The 20,562-nt window shown below is 37.4% G+C and carries 14 protein-coding genes and 1 pseudogene; 7 read left to right on the top strand and 8 right to left on the bottom strand.

Annotated elements, in window-relative coordinates; translation table 11 throughout:
- Positions 1-379: 379 nt before the first annotated feature.
- The 4 genes from pyrF to ACFIJS_RS07145 all read left to right on the top strand — a co-directional run bounded on the left by pyrF (position 380) and on the right by ACFIJS_RS07145 (position 5,117).
- Positions 380-1,225, top strand: coding sequence for an orotidine-5'-phosphate decarboxylase (pyrF, locus tag ACFIJS_RS07160; RefSeq protein WP_375650895.1), 846 nt, complete (start codon positions 380-382; stop codon positions 1,223-1,225).
- Between the two features lie 496 nt (positions 1,226-1,721).
- A complete protein-coding gene (gene hisS / locus ACFIJS_RS07155; RefSeq protein WP_375650888.1) occupies positions 1,722-3,209 on the top strand; it encodes a histidine--tRNA ligase in 1,488 nt (495 codons plus the stop codon).
- 858 nt (positions 3,210-4,067) lie between these two features.
- On the top strand, positions 4,068-4,331 hold the full coding sequence (locus ACFIJS_RS07150) for a hypothetical protein (protein WP_375650887.1): 264 nt from the start codon (positions 4,068-4,070) through the stop codon (positions 4,329-4,331).
- Positions 4,332-4,766: 435 nt separating this feature from the next.
- A complete protein-coding gene (locus ACFIJS_RS07145) occupies positions 4,767-5,117 on the top strand; it encodes a hypothetical protein (protein WP_375650886.1) in 351 nt (116 codons plus the stop codon).
- 93 nt (positions 5,118-5,210) lie between these two features.
- Here the strand turns inward: ACFIJS_RS07145 and ACFIJS_RS07140 are convergent, their stop codons facing one another.
- Positions 5,211-5,732 (bottom strand): peroxiredoxin, encoded by a 522-nt coding sequence (locus ACFIJS_RS07140; RefSeq protein ID WP_375650885.1) that lies wholly within the window; start codon positions 5,730-5,732, stop codon positions 5,211-5,213.
- A gap of 216 nt (positions 5,733-5,948) precedes the next feature.
- Here ACFIJS_RS07140 and ACFIJS_RS07135 point away from each other — a divergent pair, with 216 nt between their 5' ends.
- Positions 5,949-7,577: an alpha-D-glucose phosphate-specific phosphoglucomutase gene (locus tag ACFIJS_RS07135; RefSeq protein ID WP_375650883.1), complete on the top strand. Its 1,629-nt coding sequence runs from the start codon at positions 5,949-5,951 to the stop codon at positions 7,575-7,577.
- A gap of 632 nt (positions 7,578-8,209) precedes the next feature.
- Here ACFIJS_RS07135 and ACFIJS_RS07130 read toward each other — a convergent pair.
- A complete protein-coding gene (locus tag ACFIJS_RS07130; protein WP_375650882.1) occupies positions 8,210-8,359 on the bottom strand; it encodes a hypothetical protein in 150 nt (49 codons plus the stop codon).
- 279 nt (positions 8,360-8,638) lie between these two features.
- On the opposite strand from ACFIJS_RS07130, the gene ACFIJS_RS07125 reads away from it, so the two are divergent.
- Positions 8,639-8,974 carry a zinc ribbon domain-containing protein YjdM gene (locus ACFIJS_RS07125; protein ID WP_375650881.1) on the top strand — a complete coding sequence of 112 codons (336 nt, stop codon included), beginning with the start codon at positions 8,639-8,641 and terminating at the stop codon, positions 8,972-8,974.
- A gap of 1,156 nt (positions 8,975-10,130) precedes the next feature.
- On the opposite strand, the gene ACFIJS_RS07120 is transcribed toward ACFIJS_RS07125, so the two are convergent.
- The 4 genes from ACFIJS_RS07120 to murJ all read right to left on the bottom strand — a co-directional run bounded on the left by ACFIJS_RS07120 (position 10,131) and on the right by murJ (position 14,026).
- Positions 10,131-10,709 (bottom strand): NifU family protein, encoded by a 579-nt coding sequence (locus ACFIJS_RS07120; RefSeq protein ID WP_375650879.1) that lies wholly within the window; start codon positions 10,707-10,709, stop codon positions 10,131-10,133.
- A 59-nt stretch (positions 10,710-10,768) separates the two neighbouring features.
- The gene (locus ACFIJS_RS07115; protein WP_375650878.1) at positions 10,769-11,260 is read right to left on the bottom strand and encodes a universal stress protein; all 492 of its coding nucleotides are present in this window, start codon (positions 11,258-11,260) and stop codon (positions 10,769-10,771) included.
- Between the two features lie 63 nt (positions 11,261-11,323).
- A complete protein-coding gene (gene trpS / locus ACFIJS_RS07110) occupies positions 11,324-12,394 on the bottom strand; it encodes a tryptophan--tRNA ligase (protein ID WP_375650877.1) in 1,071 nt (356 codons plus the stop codon).
- A 60-nt stretch (positions 12,395-12,454) separates the two neighbouring features.
- A complete protein-coding gene (gene murJ / locus ACFIJS_RS07105; protein ID WP_375650876.1) occupies positions 12,455-14,026 on the bottom strand; it encodes a murein biosynthesis integral membrane protein MurJ in 1,572 nt (523 codons plus the stop codon).
- Positions 14,027-14,304: 278 nt separating this feature from the next.
- Between murJ and ACFIJS_RS07100 the strand changes: the two are divergent.
- Positions 14,305-14,578: pseudogene (locus ACFIJS_RS07100) on the top strand (hypothetical protein); the annotation flags it as partial.
- 292 nt (positions 14,579-14,870) lie between these two features.
- Here the strand turns inward: ACFIJS_RS07100 and ACFIJS_RS07095 are convergent.
- Together ACFIJS_RS07095 and ACFIJS_RS07090 are read right to left on the bottom strand one after the other, a co-directional pair.
- On the bottom strand, positions 14,871-18,101 hold the full coding sequence (locus tag ACFIJS_RS07095; protein ID WP_375650874.1) for a BID domain-containing T4SS effector: 3,231 nt from the start codon (positions 18,099-18,101) through the stop codon (positions 14,871-14,873).
- A 334-nt stretch (positions 18,102-18,435) separates the two neighbouring features.
- Positions 18,436-20,400 (bottom strand): BID domain-containing T4SS effector, encoded by a 1,965-nt coding sequence (locus ACFIJS_RS07090; protein ID WP_375650873.1) that lies wholly within the window; start codon positions 20,398-20,400, stop codon positions 18,436-18,438.
- Between the last annotated feature and the right edge of the window lie 162 nt (positions 20,401-20,562).

Genomic DNA, 20,562 nt, shown 5'->3' with positions numbered 1-20,562 from the left:
TGCTGGAGATAAAATGTCTTTTTACCAATTATGTTCCAAAAGGGGTAAAGAAACGCTAAAAAGAGATAGAAAATACTAAAGTTAAGATCGAGATCATCATGGTGGGGTATTTTCTTTTGAAATTTTTGTTTAAAGCACGTTCATAGAGAGTTTTTGTTTATATTCTTTCATAAATTTGATTTTTTATCTCATGACAATGTCTTGGTCGATAAACATGTGATAAGCGTTACGAATGGGAATATATTTATGTTTTATAAATAAAAGTATACTTTGTATAGAGAGCTCTTTCTTTGTGTTTTGAGTATTGTATTCTTTTGACAAATGTTGTTCTTTTTGATTGTATCGAAAAGTTTAAAGAGAGAACGTGTTAGGATATAAAATGTTTTGTTCAGCTTTTTTTAAAAATAGTGAAAAATATGGACCGCTTTGTATTGGTTTTGATCCTAGCCATAAAGTTTTGCAATTATGGAACTTAAGCTTTGATTATAAAGGCTTAAAAGAGTTTTGTGATATCCTCTTAACAGTGGTTCTCGGCAAAGTGGGTATTATAAAGCCGCAAGTTGCATTTTTTGAATTATATGGTGTGGAAGGTCTTCAAGCTCTTAAAGAACTCATTGAAAATGCACACGAACAAGGCTTATTGGTTCTAGCGGATGCAAAAAGGGGGGATATTGGCTCTACTGCTGAAGCTTATGGTAAAGCTTGGCTCGGTCCAAACAGTGTGTTTAAAGCTGATGCCATGACAGTCAATTCTTTTTTGGGTTTTGATGCTCTTATTCCTCTGATCAATATTGCAGAAGAAACAGGAGCAGGGGTTTTTGTGGTGGTTCAGTCCTCTAATCCAGAGGGAAAACAGATACGAAATGCGCGCATTGGTGATCAAACACTTTCTGTTCATTTGGCGCAACGTATTTGTGATTATAATTCTCAGTCCCCGGTTCTCCATCATAATATTGGCCCCATAGGTGCGGTTATAGGAGCGACATTGGGATCTGAATCAAAAGACACAATCGAGCAGTTAAAAAACAGCCTGTTTCTCGTTCCAGGTATTGGTGCTCAAGGGGGAACGATAACACAATTGACAAACCAGTTTCCTCAAAATTTGTGGCAGAATATCATTCCTTCAATTTCAAGGTCAATTACAGATGCTGGTCGCAATAGTATTGATTTAAAAACGCGTATCAATGATTTTGCACAGGAAGCTAAAAGCACTCTGATGTCTTGAGGATTTTTGCATATGTAATAAGGAAGTCCTTATAAAAGAGGGTGTTTCTTTTCAAGAAGATGATTTCAGCTTATCCAAAATCAACAGTTGCTTTAATGCCTCTCAAGAAGCATGTATGTGTTTTTTGATGTTGGGATAGCACATGAGAAGATGTTTGGAGGTAAGGGGAATGGAGAGGAGAGAGTGTAGGAAATGTGTTTCGGAGAGAATTGTTTAAGGTAGATCCTTAAGGGGCATTTATGGGGATAAGGTATTAGAAGTGTTGCGGGGAGCATTATTTTTAATCGAAAATTGGAAAAATATTAAGAGAGAGCTGACATTTTGAGATTGAAAGTGCAAGCGTTTTGATACTCTTAAAGGTGAGGAGCATCATCTTTGTAAAGCGAAAGATGGTGCTTGTTGCTAGTGGGCCTAAATTGATAAAGTTATTGCAGCGTTTGTTTCTATAAGATAGACACGAGTTATCTGTGAATAGATATTGTTGTTAGAGAAAAACATGTCATCAAAACAAGAAAAAACCAAAGCTCGGTTACCCCGTGGTTTTATTGATCGTACAAGTGCACAGTTGTATGCAATCGAGACCATGATTGCGCAGATTCGTGAAGTTTATGAACTTTACGGCTTTGAAGCACTGGAAACACCAATTTTTGAATATACCGATGTGCTGGGTAAGTTTTTACCTGATGAAGATCGTCCAAATGCAGGCGTTTTTTCGCTACAAGATGATGATGAGCAATGGATGTCTTTGCGCTATGACCTTACCGCGCCTCTTGCCCGTTATTTTTCTGAAAATTTTGAAACGTTACCAAAACCGTATCGCAGTTATCGGTTGGGGTTTGTTTTTCGCAATGAAAAGCCTGGGCCAGGGCGATTTCGGCAATTTATGCAATTTGATGCTGATATTGTTGGAACACCAACCGTTGCCGCTGATGCTGAAATTTGTATGATGGCAGCGGATAGTTTGGAAAAATTAGGCATTCACCAGCATGATTATGCCATTCGCTTGAATAACCGAAAAATTCTGGAAAGTGTTTTAGAGTTGATTGGTTTAGGTGAAAGGGAGCAGATTGAAAGGCGCTTAACTGTTCTTCGAGCAATGGATAAACTGGATAAATTTGGTCCTGAGGGCGTGCGTTTGCTTCTAGGCAAGGGGCGTTTGGATGAAAGTGGTGATTTTACAAAAGGGGCCGAGCTTAAGGATAAAGAGATTGAGTGTATTCTTTCCTTACTGACTGTAAACGCGAAAACCGCAGAAGAAATCCTTGATGCTCTCAGACAAGTCGTTGGTCAGAGTACTCAGGGGCTTGAAGGCGTTCACGAGCTTGAGGAAATGCAAGCAATCTTTGTCGCTAACGGTTATCACAATCGTATTAAAATTGACCCTTCGGTGGTTCGTGGATTGGAATATTATACGGGACCTGTTTTTGAGGCGGCATTGCTTTTTGATGTTCTCAATGATGATGGGCAAAAAGTTGTTTTTGGTTCTGTTGGTGGTGGGGGACGCTATGACGGATTGGTTGCGCGTTTTCGTGGGGAAAATATTCCGGCAACAGGTTTTTCAATGGGGATTTCACGTTTGATTGTTGCCTTGCAAAATCTGAGAAAATTGCCAGTAAAAAATACTCTTGGACCTGTTGTGGTGTTGATGATGGATAAAGAACCAGAAGTTGTTGCACGCTATCAAAAAATGGTGATGCAATTGCGAAATGCAGGAATTTGTGCGGAACTCTATTTAGGGTCATCGGGAATTAAAGCGCAGATGAAATATGCAGATCGGCGGAAAGCTCCTTGTGTGGTTATCCAAGGTTCACAAGAACGTGAGAGTGGAAAAATACAGATTAAAGATTTGATTGAAGGAGCGCGTTTGTCTCATGAAATTAAGGACAATCAAACATGGCGTGAAAGCCGTCCTGCGCAAGTGATGATTGATGAAGAGCAATTGGTTCAAACAGTACAAGATATTTTAGCTGCCCAAAAATGGTAATGGTAAAAGTTTTGTGAAAGCGATTGTTGGGAAAAGCTTGAATATTTCCTCTTCAATTTTCAGAATTTGTATTTTACTTGTTTAGATATTCTTAAAATCGCGTTATTTTTTTAAAGTTCTTGCGGCATAAAAGCAATTTTTAAAGATGAAAATGCTTCGTCTTTATTTATGAAATGAATGCTTTTGAGGGTAGGAGGTAAGCACCTTCGTGAAGCAAAATACTGGACACTGAAGCATTTGAGGTTCTTGACGCAACCCTGTTTAGAAAAATTGATGATCAATAACAGAAACACAATAGTTTATAGAAATATTAATCATTCGTATGGATTTAATTTTTGAATTCTCATTTTCTGGTATCATATTTTCTATTGTTTTATTGTCGACAGTCTACAATCTCACATCCATGAGAGATGAAAGAGATCTCAAGGTTTTTATTTTAGAAGATTTTTTTATTTTCAAAAACAACGAATAACTTAAATCAGACAATCTTTAAAAGGAAAATATGGGGGGTATTATAAGAGGTTATAATGACAACTATTTGAAATTATTAATTTATTATAATAAATCAATTTTTACGGAGAAATGAAAATGGTCTAATATGATTTTACAGTGTTATATGAAAGAAATCCCTTTATTTTGAAAAAACCTGAAGATATTGAAAAATCATTTAAACTTCCTCCTTCAAACTTCGGATGTGAAGATCTTTCGCAAATTACCTTTTCAGGCGCCTCGCCGTGTCGGCGTGTGATTTTTGGGCTATCATTTAGTGGTATGAAAGCATTTTTTGTGATGTTGTGGTAAGTAGGGAAAATGTTAGATGAGGGGGATGATGTGGATTTATAGTTTGATCAGATAACATTGGATCATGACATTTTTGAGGAATTTTTGACTTGCGATCTTTCAATTCAAGAACCAGAATATCTTAATTTTGAAAGTTTTAAAGAAGGTATCAAAGAATTAGAAAAGAATAAAATTGTAGCGAAGGGGACAAAAAAGATTGTTATTTCATTAATTCAGATATTTTTGGTCTTCCTAAATGTGATGAAGATTTTGAGCTTCGATGAAGAGGAAGAAATGAAAACACACTTTATAGAAGAATATCCCAATAAACGCCTTCTTTAACCGTTTCTCTCTTAGAGAAAAATAAAAGCTTAGAATAAATGGCTATGAGAACAGCAATGAGTTTGTTTATGGTATGTGAATTGGAATGTTTATGGGATCTGTGTTGATTTAATATTTTTCATGAACGATTATTTATGCAGAGGCCATATTTGCTTCTTTTTATGAGACATAAGTTAATTTGAACTGTCCGCTTTTTCAAACAAATGTTTGATCTGTATTTTCTTTCTCGATGCTTTTGTGAACCTTGTAGTAATGATGTTCATAGCTCTTGTATTTTAGAGCGTTTACGAGACGCCTTTTTACTCTTTTTAATCGGTTTTCATATTTCAATCTCACTTGCTAATGAGCAAGAAAATAGTTTTAAGGGATTCAATATAAGAAGGGATAAAATAAAACAATCTTATGATATTCAGCTCTTCTCATTTGAGATAAAAAATGATAAATTATCTTTATAAATCAAATTATTGTTCGATACAAAGTTTTTTTCAATATGAGAAATTTAGCATTGATCTTGCATATTTCATCGATAGGTTAGTCCTTGATGTTTCTGAGAGAGTTTTGCGTGAATTTGTGTATTTCGTAATTGTATCCCCATTTTTTGATAGCGTGCAACAGTTTTTAGCTTTTTATTCTTTTAGCACTATAATTGGTTTAGATTTTTTACTGGAAATTTTTCAAGTTTTTTCAAAGCAGCTAAAACGTGAAATACCTATTAAAAAATTATTGCTGGAATATTTTCTCACCAAAAACGCACAACCAACTTATAGTGTCTGCTTTGACAAATAAATGTTTCAAAAAATACAAATGACACAAATTTTCTTTACTAAGGAAATTTGTGTCGTAAAATTTTGTTTAAATCGACGATTTGGGGGGGTGGAATTAGTTTTTCAAAGCTTTTAAAACATTTTGTGGTGAAGAAACTTCATAAGGATCTGTTGCACAATTATCTGAAAAACCTGCTTCTTCAAACCATTGCTCAACTACACCATCATTAATAACGGCAGCATAGCGCCATGATCGCATGCCGAAACCAACATTGTCTTTTGCAACCAGCATACCCATTTTGCGTGTGAATTCACCAGAGCCATCAGGAATTAATTTCACGTTTTTGATATTTTGTGCTTTTCCCCAAGCATTCATGACAAAAGCATCATTGACGGAAAGGCAATAAATTTCATCAATACCCACTTGTTTAAATTCATCATAGAGTTTTTCAAAGTCAGGCAGCTGAAAAGTTGAGCAGGTAGGGGTAAAAGCTCCAGGAAGAGAAAAAAGAACAACACGCTTTCCTTTAAAGTAAGCATCGCTGTTAACTTCTTGCCACCGATAAGGATTATTTTCATCCATTTCATCGCGGACACGTGTATGGAATGTTACATTGGGAACAGTTTTTTTCATCATAATGATGCTCCTATATTTTTTACAAAAATTTCGTTTTAAAACAGCCTTCGTCTTTAAAAGCATATCGGAAAGAACGGTTTAAATAAAAGGGATTCTTTAAGAATTCTTATTTCTAACGAGTGTGCAAATATTTCACACTTCCGTCAAGTAGAATTAATGGTCGACTTTGGATACTCTTCACCTTAAAATTAAAGGAAATAATATGAAGGTATTTACATGACCATCAAGACAGTTTTGACAGCGGCGTTTGAGGGGCAAAAACCGGGAACGTCTGGTTTGCGCAAAAAAGTATCTGTTTTTCAACAACCCCATTATGTAGAAAACTTTATACAGTCTCTTTTTGATAACATTGGGCCTCTTGAAGGAAAAATGTTGATTCTTGGGGGAGATGGGCGCACTTTTAATCGTACTCTCCTTCAGATTGTGTTGAAGATGGCGGCGGCGCATGGTGTTTCTTGTGTTAAAATGGGAAGGAGCGGTATTCTTTCTACACCTGCTGTTTCGCATCTTATTCGTAAAACTCATGCCCATGGTGGACTTATTCTTTCTGCAAGCCATAATCCTGGTGGTCCAGAGGGAGATTGTGGTATTAAATACAATGTTTCCAATGGTGGACCCGCTCCTAATTCTTTATGTGATGCTATTTTTGCAACATCGCAACGTCTTTCCTTTTATAAAATTCTTGAAGCACAAGATATTGATTTAGATAGGCAAGGTACGATCTTTATGGGAGCCATGCGGATTGATATTATTGATCCTGTTGCTGATTATGTTGCTTTGATGCAGGAGCTTTTTGATTTTGACTGTATTGCCAAGGCCGTTGTTCGAGGTCTTACTTTACGGTTTGATGCTATGCATGCGGTAACAGGGCCTTATGCTCATGAAATTTTTGAAAAATGCTTAGGATTTTCTGAAGGGACGGTGGTTAATGGTATTCCTTTGCCAGATTTTGGAGGCGGTCATCCAGATCCCAATTTGGTTTATGGCAAGGCTCTTTATGATTTATTGATGTCAGAGCAAGGGCCAGATCTTGGCGCAGCCTCTGATGGTGATGGAGATCGTAACCTCATTATTGGTCGTCAACAATTTGTCTCACCTTCAGATTCTTTGGCTATTATGGCTGAACATGCATACCTCATTAAAGGATATCGAAAAGGTGTTGTGGGGATAGCGCGTTCTATGCCGACGGGGCGTGCTGCTGATCTGGTTGCAGGAAAAAAAGGATTAAACTTTTTTGAAACGCCAACGGGATGGAAGTTTTTTGGAACCCTTTTGGATGCGGGGAAAGTAACCTTTTGTGGTGAAGAAAGCTTTGGAACTGGCTCTTATCACATCCGCGAAAAAGATGGTTTATGGGCTGTCTTATTTTGGTTAAATCTTTTAGCAGTAACAGAAAAAACTGTCGCACAAATTGTTCAAGAGCATTGGTACACCTATGGACGTTTTTACACGTTACGGCATGATTATGAAGAAGTCGAAGCAGATAAAGCTTTGGAACTTATAGAGCAATTGCGTACGCACTTACCACATGCAGGAACTGAAATTGCTGGATTTTTTGTCAAAAAAGCAGATGATTTTACATATCATGATCCTGTTGATCAGAGCGTTAGCACGCAGCAAGGTATACGTATTTTTTTCGAGAATGGAGCACGGTTGGTAGTCCGTTTGTCGGGAACAGGGACGCGAGGTGCTACTTTACGGCTTTATTTTGAACAGTATGAAAGTGATCCACGCAAACACAATTTTAATCCGCAGAAAGTTCTCCAACCTTTGCAACAGGTGGCACTAAAACTGTTAAATATACAACAAGCATTGGGACGAGATCGCCCTGATATTATCACCTAAGATCATTGGAATGTTTTTTTGTAAAGGTAGGATGATTGGACACATGGGGTGTGATTTTAGGGGCGTGACTTTATTTGCCATTAAGGGAGATCCTCTATTTTTAAGCTCGCTTTGTTTTTTCCTCCTCTACATATCAATCGGATTCCTAAAATTGCGGGCTTCTTAAAACCGAATGCTTTAGGTAATTATAATCAGGCATAATCGGGGAATTTATGTCCAATGGTTTCTGATGGTTTGATAGCAATGTTTGTTTAATAGGGGGATGTTCCTCATGCAAAACAAAATACTATCATTGTTGCACATTTCATATGTTTGTCTTAAAGAAGCTTCTCTCTCAAGACACTAAAAACTCATCTTATGCGTGTTGCTTTTGAAAGGGATAATCGGCCATCCATTGAGCGCACCATTTTTACGCTTATAAGAGAGTAAGCCGGCACCATCATTCACTTTGCCCGCTTTCAATGTTGGCTCTTATATTTGAGAGTGTTTAGTATTTTGAATAATCGTTTTATACGGCTCTTCCTACTTGTAATATGTAAGCAAAAGGCTTTGGTTGATTCAAGGTAAAGGGATTGAGAGAGTCGCAGCTTATTTATCGGCTCTCATTCAATATACAAAACCATTAACTATGATCATAAATCAGTCTGTTCTCTAACATTATGACTGTTATCTTTACTTAAATAAAAGGTCAAGTTGAGGGCATCCTTTTCTTGTTTGTCAGTTTTTAGTTCTTTGAGAGCATTTATTAAGAGATGTTTCTTTTCTAATTGTTTTTTATCCATTCGTTAATTGCATGGGTGATGTACAAGAAAATGATTTTGATTAATTTATTAGAGAGAATGAAGTGAGTGAATTTATGATATGCGGGGGGCTCATTTAAGTTGTATAATCATCAATCGTTTTTATAAACTCATGTATGGTATGTGATGATAGCATTCATGAACACAGTTGACAGATGAGGGGTGAAACAAAGGGAAATGTTTTCCTAAAATAATGGACAATAAGCACTTCTTGTTTTATGACCAGTCATAATGAATGATTTTCTTTTAAAAGGGGAATTTATGATCCAATATCCTAAATGTCCTCATTGTGATTGTCTTTATACTTATGAAGATGGTGAAAATTTTGTGTGTCCTGAATGCGCACATGAATGGCCACAAAAAAGCGATGATACTGTTCTTTCCGATACTGTTTATGATGCCAATGGTCAAATTTTAACAAACGGAGATACCGTTATGGTGATAAAAGATCTGAAAGTAAAAGGCGCTTCATCTGTTTTAAAAGGTGGTACTAAGGTAAAGAATATTCGCTTGGTGGATGGGGATCATAATATTGATTGCAAAATTCCTGGGATTGGTCAGATGAGTTTAAAGTCGGAGTTTGTGAAAAAAGTTTAGGCATTTATCCTCTTGTAATTGTTTTTGCATTTCGTTGGTTTTCTATTTTTCATTCTTCTCTAATTGGACATATTTTTCTCGAATGGGCTTTTTCTCTTGTTTCATAGATTATACCTATCAGATAGAGGTAATATGTTTTCCTTTATTGCAAAGCCATATATCGCAGAGAAATAGTGATTCTGGCTTTTCTTTTAATGTGCAGTTATGGGTGAAGTTGGATGTTGACTTACATGCAACAGTACAAGTATGCGCTTTATGAGAAGAACAACGCCGTAAAGTAGATAAACTTATTTCTGCTGAATTGAAGAAATATTCTCATTTTTTTATCAGATAATTTCTCAAACAACCATAATAGATTTGGCTTCAATGTATTTATTTTTTACAGGTAGTTACACCTTTTGCGTCATATTTATGGAAATGAGATTGAAAATGATAGAGGGGGAATTCTTGATTTTAAGAATGGAAAAGGACGGTATGATCTTGATAAGATAGTACTGTCATGTATTTTCCAGTTCTTAGTGTTGCAACAGCTTCTTATAAAAGTGTACATAAGAGCTATTAAAAATAGTTTTTATTATTATCGAGTTTGTGCTGTGGAAGCGGATGATTTTGATTGATACAATAAAAACAGAATTGAAATAAGGAGGATGCCAGAATTCTCATTGTAAGTTGCAAAGTGTGATCTTTATCGATTGACTGCTACAAGAATATTTTTCTTGATTTTATCGTTGGGAGAACTGAGAAAAATGGAGCAAATGGGCACTCTATCTTACAATGTTTTCTTTTTTGGATTTCCTTTTTTGTAACGGGTCGTGTTTTCTTAGTTAAAATTGCATGACAAGGTTATGCAACAAAGTAAATTTAAAGTGCATGCTTATGTGTTATACTTCTGTGTACTTAATTATTGGTTTGTTGAAAAAACTTATGCTGCTTAAAGGAGGCTTTGAAATCTTTTTAAGGCATAATGTGGAGGTGAAAGGTGAGTGAAGGTATCATTATTGGACAGATTTTTTTTAACAGTACTGTATTTTTATGGTTGCATAGCTTACTTCTAAAATTTCAGGAATAGAAATGACGTAAGATTTTTGCACTCCATGTTTGAGTGCTGTTGAAGAGCGGCAATTGGTTTGGTTATTTTACCTATTGAGGTCAATATTTATTGTGGCATGGCTTCAACGCCTAAAACTTCAGGGATAAAATGGCGTAAAAGATTTTCAATACCATGTTTGAGGGTTGCCGTTGAAGAGGGACATCCAGCACAGGAGCCCCGCATATTGAGATAAACAATACCATTTTCAAATCCGCGAAAAGTAATGTCCCCACCATCATTGGCAACTGCTGGGCGAATGCGCGTTTCGAGCAGCTCTTTAATGGTTAAGACAATATCAGCATCGTTTTCATCATAAAATTCTTCGTTAAGGGCATGGGTTTGTGCTTGTGTTGTAGCGTTGGTGATGATCACTGGCTCATTGGATAGAAAATGTTCCATGATTGTGCCTAAAATGACGGGCTTGAGATGTTGCCATTCCCCTTCTTTTTTGCTTACGGTGATAAAATCATAGCCTAAAAAAACACCATTGATATTGGGAATATCAAACAGTTTAGCCGCCAAAGGTGAGTTTTTAGCTGCTTCTTCAGGGTTACGAAATTCTAATACGCCCTCAGAAAGAACCACGCGTCCTGGCAGGAATTTAAGTGTTGCAGGGTTTGGGGTGGTTTCAGTTTGAATAAACATAAACTCTCCTTTTATAATGAAGGATTAGGAAGATCTTACAGTGTAGAATATTATATTTTTTAGGCAATAGATCTAATATCTTCATCGGCAAGATTGCTAGGAATAACAATGACAGGGATTGAAAAAGCGGTCCCTTTATTCCCGATTAATTGAACAAGGGGGCCTGGTCCTTCTGTATGTCCACTGGCTGCTAAAACAATGAGTGCAATCCTTTTATCTTCATCGATCAGTTTGGAAATCTCATCAATTTTTTTTCCTTCACGCACCACTATTTCTGTTTCAAGCGCATGGGTAGCGCGGACTTCACTGGAAATGTCTCCTAATATTTTATGAGCACTTTGCGTTGATTCTGTGCGCATAACGTTGTTTACACCCAGAAAATGTTGAAATTCTGCACTATCAACGACACAAAGTAATACCAATGTTCTATTGGTATTTTGGGCATGCTGTGCGGCAAACGCAACGGCACGCTGACACTCTGGTGTTTCATCGATAATAACTAAATTCTTTTTCTTGGGTTCTTTTTTCGGATTTTTGGGTTTGGAAAACATGCACTTTCTCTAATTTTGTACAAACAATTTTTTTGCTCTCTACAGTTTTTAGTTTTATTATTTTTATGTATCGTGCAAAAATCCAATAATTTCACGAATTTTTTTCATATTTTCTTCTGCGAGCATACTAGCACGTTCTGCGCCATCATGCAAAACAGAGTCGATATAATCGCTTTCTTGATGAAGTCGACGTAATTCTTCTGTTATAGGGGCAAGCTTATGGACAGTAAGGTCGGCTAGAGCTGATTTAAAATGCGAAAATTGTTGACCAGAAAATTCTAAAAGAATCTTTTCTTTGCTAACTTTGGCAAAGGCGGCATAAATACCAAGCAGGTTATCCACTTCTGGTCGTTCTTTTAAAGCGGTAAGGGTATCGGGAAGAGGAGCCGAATCCGTTTTGGCTTTGCGTATTTTTTTTGCGATAAGATCAGCATCATCGGTCAAATTAATGCGTGAAAAATCTGAAGGATCTGATTTTGACATTTTTTTCGTTCCATCGCGCAAAGACATAACACGTGTGGCTGTTGTTCCAATAAGCGCCTCTGGGAGGGGAAAAAAGCCTTGTCTTTTTTCTTCATCCGTTTGTATAGAGATACCACAATTTAATTCGGCAATACGCTGTGCATAGTCGTTGTTAAATTTTTGTGCAATATCACGTGTGAGTTCAACATGCTGTTTTTGATCTTCGCCTACTGGAACATGCGTTGCACGATAGACTAAAATATCAGCAGCCATCAAAGTGGGATAAGCAAAAAGCCCGAGGGATGCTTTTTCACGATCTTTTCCTGCTTTATCTTTAAATTGTGTCATGCGTTGAAGCCAGCCGATACGGGCAACACAATTAAAAATCCAGGCGAGTTCAGCATGTTGAAAAACACGTGATTGGTTAAAAATAATGTGTTTTTGAGGATCAATACCGGAGGCTAAAAAAGCTGCTGTCACTGTTCTGGTGGATTCGCGTAAAGTAAGGGGATCTGGGTTGACTGTGAGTGCATGCATATCCACAACACAATAGAGGCAGTGATGAGAGTTTTGCAGTTCAACCCAATGCTGAATGGCTCCAAGATAATTGCCAAGATGTAAATGGCCACTCGGTTGTACGCCGGAAAAGACAAGTGGTGTGAAGGTATCCATAGGAGTGTTCTTTCTTCAATTAAGGTTATTTGTTTTATTGTTTTTGACAAAGTATAGATATTATGGGCGTTTTTTCAAATTTTTAAGTGTGTGAAAAAAGGAATGGGTGTTGAATAAAAAATAGGCACTAAAATAGATCAAGAATATGCCAATCATGACCCCAGCTAAGGTGCTGGCGCGCAAGAAAAAGGATGCTTGTGAGGATAAAGGAAAAGACAAAAAACCAAACACATTCAATCCGTAATGGAGGGCTAGTGCACTCAAAAGGGTTGCCATCATGAGACATAATATTCGCTTTATCAGTTGGAAGTCGTATTTCCAATAACCGCGTTTGATAAGGACACCCCAAAGCAACAGGGTGTTAACCCATCCAGAGGTAATTTCAGCAATAACAATGCCTCGTGCAGATAGAATAGGAAATAATGTTAAGGCGAGACTGATATTGATGAAAACGCAAATACCTGTAAAAATCATCGGTGTTTTGGTATCTTCATGGGCAAAAAAATTAGGAATAAAGACCTTAATGAGAACAAAGGCTGGAAGTCCTAGTCCATAAAGTTCCAGTAATTGTGCAACATGGTGTGTTGATTGATTGGTAAATTGTCCTCGTTCAAAGAGCAAACTGACAATGGGAGTGGAGAGCAGCAAAAAAGCGATGGATGCTGGGAGTGTTAACAATAGCGTTAATTCAATAGAGCGGTTTTGTAAATGGTGGGTTTCTTCATGCTTTTTGCTCCGCAAAGCACGTGTTAATTCTGGTAAAAGAACGGTTGCAATGGCAATGGCGATTACGCCTAGAGGCAATTGATAAAGACGATCAGCGTACATCAAAGAAGAGACAGCACCCGATTGACTAGAAGCAATGTTGGTATTAATGAGCAAATTGATTTGTGTGATACCACCCGTGATGGCTGCTGGGAATGCTAAAGTTAATAGCTTGCGAACATTAGGACTTAAATGGGGCTGGCGGAAGGAAATTTTCATTCCACTTTGACGCAAAGCAAGGGCAATTAAGGTGAGTTGGAGAAGCCCTGCTGCTAATACACCCCAAGAGAGATTTAAGCCGATATGCCAAGCGTCAAGTTTATAGATCCAAGCATAGGCAAGCACACCAATCAGAATAATGTTTAAAAAGAGTGGTGCAATGGCGGCAATAAAATAGCGTCGCAAAGCATTAAGCATGCCCCCCATCATGGCAGCAAGCGACATGCAGGTTAAATAGGGAAACATGATCGCAGTAAAGTGAATTGTAGCGTTAAATTTTGTTGCATCTTCGGTAAAACCTGGGGCAATAATGGTTCGTACCAAAAAAGGCATACTCAGTTCCATCGCAATCGTTAACAGTAAGAGCAGCGAAAAGAGAACGCCAAAGACTTCTTCTGCAAATTTACATGCCGTTTCTTGACCATCTTCAGTGATTTTTTTTGCAAAAAGAGGAATGAAAGCAGCGTTAAAGGCACCTTCAGCAAAAAAACGACGAAATGTGTTAGGAAAACGAAAAGCAGCGTTAAAGGCATCAGAAACAGGACCAGTCCCTAGGGCTGCTGCCATAAGCATTTCGCGTACGAAGCCAAAAATACGGCTCATGAGGGTTCCGGAAGCAACTGTTGCAATTTTTTTAATCAATGTCATAAAGATATATCGGGTTTGTTGTAAAAGAGAAGCGATGACAGGAGGAATAAACCGTTTTAAATCGTAAAAATGTGATCTGTATCCTAACCAAGGATACTTTTTGTAAGCGTTTTACGACGGTGTTTATCTTTCTGTCAAAAATGGTGCTTGAAGACTTTTTTATAATCCTTGTTTACTGTTGCATTACAATTTTTATTGTTGCCATAAAATAATTAAAATTTCTTTTTCAAACTGAAATATGGGAGCGATATCATAACAGTTTGAAGGGACATATAAGGATATATAATGATAATTTCTCTTTATGGTGTGATGTTGTGAATAGTGCAACCCAATACCGTTTTGTTTTACGTGAGGGGTATGACTCTATTAAAGAACAAAAATAAAACAAAAGCGTGAAGCAATGTGCACTCTCCATTATTCAAAAGATAGTACTTTAGATGTTTTTAAAAGTCGTAAGGCTGAGCTAAAATGATGGTAAAGCTCGTGATTGGTTTTTTACCTTTACGGCTTTATATTCTCCCCAAATTAGGCTGCCTTCCCGTTTTAGAGATTATATAAACAAGAGGATAGGAAGACATGATTTTTCAAAAGCATTTTGTCTATTTTTAGCACTACAGGTAATGAAAGTGATTAATTATCATTTTCAAAAATGATTGATCCTTTCATTTTTCCTGTTCAGGTTTCTTTTCACAGTTGATGAGGATAAAACTGAGGAAATAAGATAAATTTGCTCTCTCATGGTTTCTATTCCCGTTGAGGTGCGATTGATTTGCCGATGAAGGCAGGCGGGTAAAGGCTATCATTTTTACCAGAGAGGGCAAAAAAGTTAAAGTTTATGAACCCTTTAGATATTCATTGCCACTGCTTTTGTGTGCTCCGTTTTGTGAGGTTGAATATTTTCTTGTCTTTTAGGACTCTGATTGACGTTTTCTGTCATTGTTTGCATTTTAATTGCTTCTTTATCAAGAGTATTGGAACATTTTTTTTCATTGTTTTTCTTTATAGATTGATGCTGGATAGATTGATACTGGTTTGGTGCTAAGCGCTCATCGAATTTATGGTTATAAAAATACATGGGTTGTATATGCTGTTCTATCTCTTTTATTTGCTTGACTATTTCTATAATCTCTTTTGCTTTAACGGTTGATGTGCCAAGACTCTTCGCAAGTCTTTCAGGATTGTTTTCCTTTATAGCTTCATGCTCGCTTGAGGATAAGCGCTCATTGATTTTTTTGATATAAGTCCTTATCTCCCCCCTTAATTCAGGAGAGTTTGATAAAGTTTCTTGCTGTTGTGCTTTTGACAAGGAAAAGAGACTTTTCATCCAAGCCTCAGGAATTTCTACCGACTGTTCACACCGCCTTTGTTTTACATGATGGGTATGGAGAATGTCTTTTTCTGTTTGTTTAAAAATATTGATATAGTAATCAATGGCTCTACAGAGGGGCAAAATATTTGCTTCAGCATGGGTGCGCGCGTTGTTTTTTATGCCAAAGACATTGCTACCACAAAGCTTAGAAATAGATTGGGGAGAGGTGGCAATTTGATAGGTGAGCTGTTCTCCTTCAGTATGATTTTCATGGATCATCTCAATTTTTTCCCGCAAAATATGACGATTGCCATAAATGATTTGGCACAAAGTTTCGATTTCTTTTTTTCTTGCTTGAATGGATGCGTTGTTTTTTATCTTTGTGGCAATTTCATTGTTGGTAAGGGGGGCTATTGTTTCTGCGGGGATAAGCACGTCTTGCTGGTTTTGAACTTTTGGTGCTGTAAAGGAGAGGGCGTCACCGATTTTTAATGTCTGTATTTGCTCTGGGGTGAGATCTTTTTTATTTCCCAAGATGAAAATCCCGTTGGCATCAAGCATGAAGCCATTGGTCCCACTGCCTCTGTAGAAGCCTTTATAGGTATGACCTTCTTTCGCTGTTGTAATAAGATGATGATGAAGATTCTCAAGCCCAATCTGTTTCATATTGTTCATGAATTCTTTTAAAATAAGTATTTTTTCTGGGTTTGAGATATCCTCAAGCAGATGTTTCATCACTTCCTTATTGTTATGTTTTAGCGATGCAATGCTGGCAAGATTCATGCGTTTTTCTGTTACAAGAGAAAAGTCGAGTGGGTGGCCAGCAACTTGTCCAAGTTTTTCAAAAAACATTCGTTGTGTGCGTCCATTCCCTTCTCTGAAGGGATGCGTATAGTTGAGCTGTATCAACATCTCAGTGACATGTTCAACAAATGTTTCGCGGGTTAAGCCTTTTAAACTATTCGTTTCAGCAAGTATTTTATCTAAATTTTTTAGTCCCTCTTGTATCTGTTGTGCTGAGGCAAAAGAAATACCAGCTTTTTTCATTATTGGCATATAAGCAACGGTACCATCTTCAAATGTAAATGGTTTTTCGCGTGTTTGTCCGGCCCATTCAAAAGTATTTTTAAATAGGGTATGATGAATATATCGGAGATATGTAGAGGTTAGTTTTTGTGGTGGCGCTTCTTGGCGTAGATGAATGATTGCTTTTGTTGTATCATGGGCACATTGCACTTTTAATTTTTCATAGTTTTTGATTCCATATTTATTTTTTAAGGTGATACTATTGGGGTAAAAGAAATTACGGTATATTGTCTTATTTTCTTCGGTTTCAGGCGATGAGGATAATTTCTTCTGTAAGGTGAGAGGGACGGTGTCCGTTTTTTTTGTACCAGTGTCCCAGTATGCCATTGCTTTTTTTGGGGGCTGTTTTGTTCTTTCTTGATGATCAGGGCGTTTTTCCTTTGTTATTTGGACAGATATTGGATCATTTGTCGCTGTATTGTTGGTCTGTAAAATGTTTTTTTGGAATTTTTTTTGCATTTTCCTCATGGAGGAAGCAGATTGAGCAATTGGTTTGTTCATTTGTTCTTGTTCTTGCAAACTTTGGGGCATAACTTCAATGCTGTCATATAAAGCATGAGGGACAATCCATGGTGAAAAATGGGTTTTTTCTTTTTTCTTTGTTTGAATGGATACGTTGTCTTTGTTCTTTACAGTTATTTCATCGTTTGTGAGAACGGCTCTTTTTTTTTCTGGAAGCAATGTTTTTTGCTGGGTTTTTTGCGGGTTTTGAGTTTTTGGCGCTGTAAAGGAGAGGGCGTCACCGATTTTTAAGGTTTGTATTTGCTCTGGGGCGAGATCTTTTTTATTTCCCAAGATGAAAATTCCGTTGGCATCAAGCATGAAGCCATTGGGTCCACTGCCTCTATAGGTACCATGATAGGTTTCTCCTTCTTTTGCGACGACAGCGAGATAATAATTTTTTTCATCCAATCCAAGCTCTCTCATAGAGTTGGTGAATTCTTGTAAAATGAGCAATTTTTCTGGATGGGAGATATCCTCAAGTAGATGCTTCATAGGCTCTGGATCGCTATGTTCCATGGCAGCGGCGCGGACAAAGTCTTTACGTTTTTTGCTTACAAAAGAAAAGTCTAGCTTATGCCCTGCTGCTTGCCCGAGTTTTTCAACAAACAGTCTCTTTGTGCGCCTATTGCCCTCTCTGAAAGGATGCAAGTGGTGCAAAGCTATCATTATTCCAGCGGCTTGTTCAACGAATTCTTCGCGAGTTAAGCCTTGTAAATTATTCTTTTCAGCAAGCGTTTTATCTAACTCTTCTAGTCCCTCCTGTATTTTTCTGCCAATCGCAAAAGGTTTTGTAAATTCTTTTCTTTTCAAAATGGGCATAGAAGCAACAGTGCCATCTTCAAATGTAAAAGGCTCTTCGCGTGTTTGTCCGGCCCATTCAAATGTACGGGAAAAGAGGCGTTGATGAAGATATTTTAGATAGGAGGAATTAAACTGCTCCGGTAGAGGTTCTTGGCGCAGTTTTATCATTTCTTTTTTTACATCATCACAACATCGTTCCTTTAATATTTCTTTCTCTTTGATGCGGTATTTATTTTTAAGCACTTTGCTATTGGGATAAAAGAAATTCTGCGATGCTTTATTGATTTGCTTAGAAATGGCTGCACTAACTGCAAGGTGTTGTTCTTGCAATTCTTCCTGTGTGGAAGAGGCACAATGTTCTGTGTTTTCTTTCATGTATGTTTCCTTTCAATGTTAATATTATTTTTTGAAAGCTTTTTTACATTTTTTGCCTTTTATTATTTTCATAGCGTTTTCTTCAAAGAAGAATGCCCATTTGAATGATTGAAAAAAATTGACCTTCATTTGTATGGAACCAAGTTAATCATGGAACAAAGTTAAAGTTTGTAATTTTTATGAAGTATTATTGTGAAATTTTATCAATGAATTCTGTAAAATAATGGGGTGTCTTATTCAAAGTTTTCTGTATTTTATACATCGCCTTTGATGCAATCTTGGCAAGATAATTGCACCAAAGCTTTGTATGAAAAGCCAACAATTAGGAGATTTATCACGACAAAGCTATTGCTTTTGATGTTTCGGCTCTGCACGATCGAACATGCAGTTGGTCTTCTTGTCTAGAAGTTTCTGCAACCTCTTGATGCCGCTTTGCTGTTGAGCGTTCAGGTAACTTCGGGGGTTGCGATAAGTTTTGCTGCTTTTGCAATTTTTTATAGGGATCGTTAAGCGGTTGATGACGTTTTTGTTGTTCTGCCTGATGATTTTGCACAATAGTTTCTCTTAACTGTTTTACAGTTTCAGCATAATCCTTAAGGACGGTACACAGGGTAGGAAGATTTTCTTCAGCGGCTTTACGTGCTCCATTTTTTATGCCAAGGATTTGCCTACCAGCAAGCGGAGCAAAAGATCTAGAAGGGTTTTCAATTTGAAATAAAAGCTCTTCTCCTATCTCTGGAATTTTTTGCATATCTTCTATTCTATATTGCAAAATAAATGGATCATTATAAACAATTTGGCACCAATATTCGATCTCTCTTTGACCATATCGAACCGATGGATCTTGTTGAACTCTGCGGGTAATTTCCTGATTTGAGAGAGGCTTTATTTTCTTTTCTGAATTGAGCGGATTTTGTAAATGTTGATTTATTGGCTCTTCCTCTTGTGCTTGCCGCTGGTGTTGTTGTTCCGTGTGAGAACCTTGTGAAATCTTTTCACTTTTTATATATTTTGAAGTATACACATAACCGTTAATGGTAGCGCATAGGGTAGGAAGAGTTTCTTCAGCTTTTCGGCGCGTATGATTTTTTATGCCAAGAACTTTTCTACCAGCAAGCTTAGAAATAGACTTAGGCTGTTCTATAACATCCCATAAGAGCTGTTCTCCTATATCGGGGTTTTCTTTGATTGCTTCTATTCTTTCTTCTAAAATAAGCCTGTTGCCATAAACCTTTTCGCACAAAAATCGTATTTCTTCCTGATATGCTGCGAGCAATAGCTCTCTTTCCATTGTATTAATAGATTTTTTTTGTCCGTGAGACGGTTTTGGTTGTTCAATTGCTGTGTGTGGGGAGGCAGGTTTTGGGATGACAGCATCGCTTTGTTTTCTGTTTTCCATACGGTGCAGTTTTCGTGAAGGAGGTACTGCATATGTTCCACTATCTTGTGATGATGAACTGCTTTGTTGCCTAACTTTCATATGTGATGGTGTTTTGGGTCTAACACTTGGGTATTGTGCTTCAGGATTTTGAATTTTTTCACCGTTTTGCACTCTGTCTCTCATGCGTGGGGGCGTTTGCGGAGCAGGCGTTGCATAGAGACTTTCTTCCTCTTGAACTGTTTGTTTGTTTTGTTGTCTATCTTTTGCACGTGGAGGTCTTTGTGGAGCTTCTTTTGTGTGTGTGGAAGGTGCCTCTTGGTTTTTGGTGCTAGGAGGTATTGTGCTGGTTTGCTCTGGTTTTTTTATGCGTGGAGGAGGGGGCGAAGGCACTTTTTTTTGTAGGGAGGGGAACTCTTGAACTGTTTGTTTGTTTTGTTGCCTATCTTTTGCACGTGGAGGTCTTTGTGGAGCTTCTTTTGTGTGTGTGGAAGGCGCCTCTTGGTTTTTGGTGCTAGGAGGTATTGTGCTGGTTTGTTCTGGGTTTTTTATGCGTGGGGGCGTTTGCGGAGCAGGCGTTGCATAGAGACTTTCTTCCTCTTGAACTGTTTGTTTGTTTTGTTGTCTATCTTTTGCACGTGGAGGTCTTTGTGGAGCTTCTTTTGTGTGTGTGGAAGGTGCCTCTTGGTTTTTGGTGCTAGGAGGTATTGTGCTGGTTTGCTCTGGTTTTTTTATGCGTGGAGGAGGTGGTGGAGCAACTTTTGGGTAGTGTGATAAATTTTCTGGGCGTTGTTGTACAGTTGGTTTTGGCAAATTTTGAGAAACTTGAGGCTGGGGGGGGCTGGGCGGGGATTGTTCAGCCTGTTGTTGAAATTTTTTCATCATTTCGGTGATAAAAGGGGAGGGATTTCTTTTTTTCATATATGTTCCTTTCAAACTCTTCCAATATTATTTTTAAATACTATTTAGAAATATAGGTTGGTTTTCATTCTGTTTTATGCTTTTTCACTTGCTTTTATGAGAGAGGATATGAAACTGAATTGTTTTACAAAACTTGACCTTTTTGGTGAAAATGACTTTTGC

Origin of the sequence: Bartonella sp. OT172YNZD (assembly GCF_042193725.1) — a bacterium.
Classification (GTDB): domain Bacteria; phylum Pseudomonadota; class Alphaproteobacteria; order Rhizobiales; family Rhizobiaceae; genus Bartonella; species Bartonella grahamii_A.
This window is presented reverse-complemented; position numbering and strand designations above follow the sequence as displayed.

Bases quoted from the DNA above. Each gene is read 5' to 3' on its own strand.
- ACFIJS_RS07090 (WP_375650873.1), bottom strand. From the start codon at position 20,400: ATGAAAAAAAGAAATCCCTCCCCTTTTATCACCGAAATGATGAAAAAA.
- ACFIJS_RS07095 (WP_375650874.1), bottom strand. From the start codon at position 18,101: ATGAAAGAAAACACAGAACATTGTGCCTCTTCCACACAGGAAGAATTG.
- murJ (WP_375650876.1), bottom strand. From the start codon at position 14,026: ATGACATTGATTAAAAAAATTGCAACAGTTGCTTCCGGAACCCTCATG.
- ACFIJS_RS07115 (WP_375650878.1), bottom strand. From the start codon at position 11,260: ATGTTTTCCAAACCCAAAAATCCGAAAAAAGAACCCAAGAAAAAGAAT.
- hisS (WP_375650888.1), top strand. From the start codon at position 1,722: ATGTCATCAAAACAAGAAAAAACCAAAGCTCGGTTACCCCGTGGTTTT.
- trpS (WP_375650877.1), bottom strand. From the start codon at position 12,394: ATGGATACCTTCACACCACTTGTCTTTTCCGGCGTACAACCGAGTGGC.
- ACFIJS_RS07135 (WP_375650883.1), top strand. From the start codon at position 5,949: ATGACCATCAAGACAGTTTTGACAGCGGCGTTTGAGGGGCAAAAACCG.
- pyrF (WP_375650895.1), top strand. From the start codon at position 380: ATGTTTTGTTCAGCTTTTTTTAAAAATAGTGAAAAATATGGACCGCTT.
- ACFIJS_RS07130 (WP_375650882.1), bottom strand. From the start codon at position 8,359: ATGGATAAAAAACAATTAGAAAAGAAACATCTCTTAATAAATGCTCTC.
- ACFIJS_RS07125 (WP_375650881.1), top strand. From the start codon at position 8,639: ATGATCCAATATCCTAAATGTCCTCATTGTGATTGTCTTTATACTTAT.
- ACFIJS_RS07140 (WP_375650885.1), bottom strand. From the start codon at position 5,732: ATGATGAAAAAAACTGTTCCCAATGTAACATTCCATACACGTGTCCGC.
- ACFIJS_RS07120 (WP_375650879.1), bottom strand. From the start codon at position 10,709: ATGTTTATTCAAACTGAAACCACCCCAAACCCTGCAACACTTAAATTC.
- ACFIJS_RS07145 (WP_375650886.1), top strand. From the start codon at position 4,767: ATGATAAATTATCTTTATAAATCAAATTATTGTTCGATACAAAGTTTT.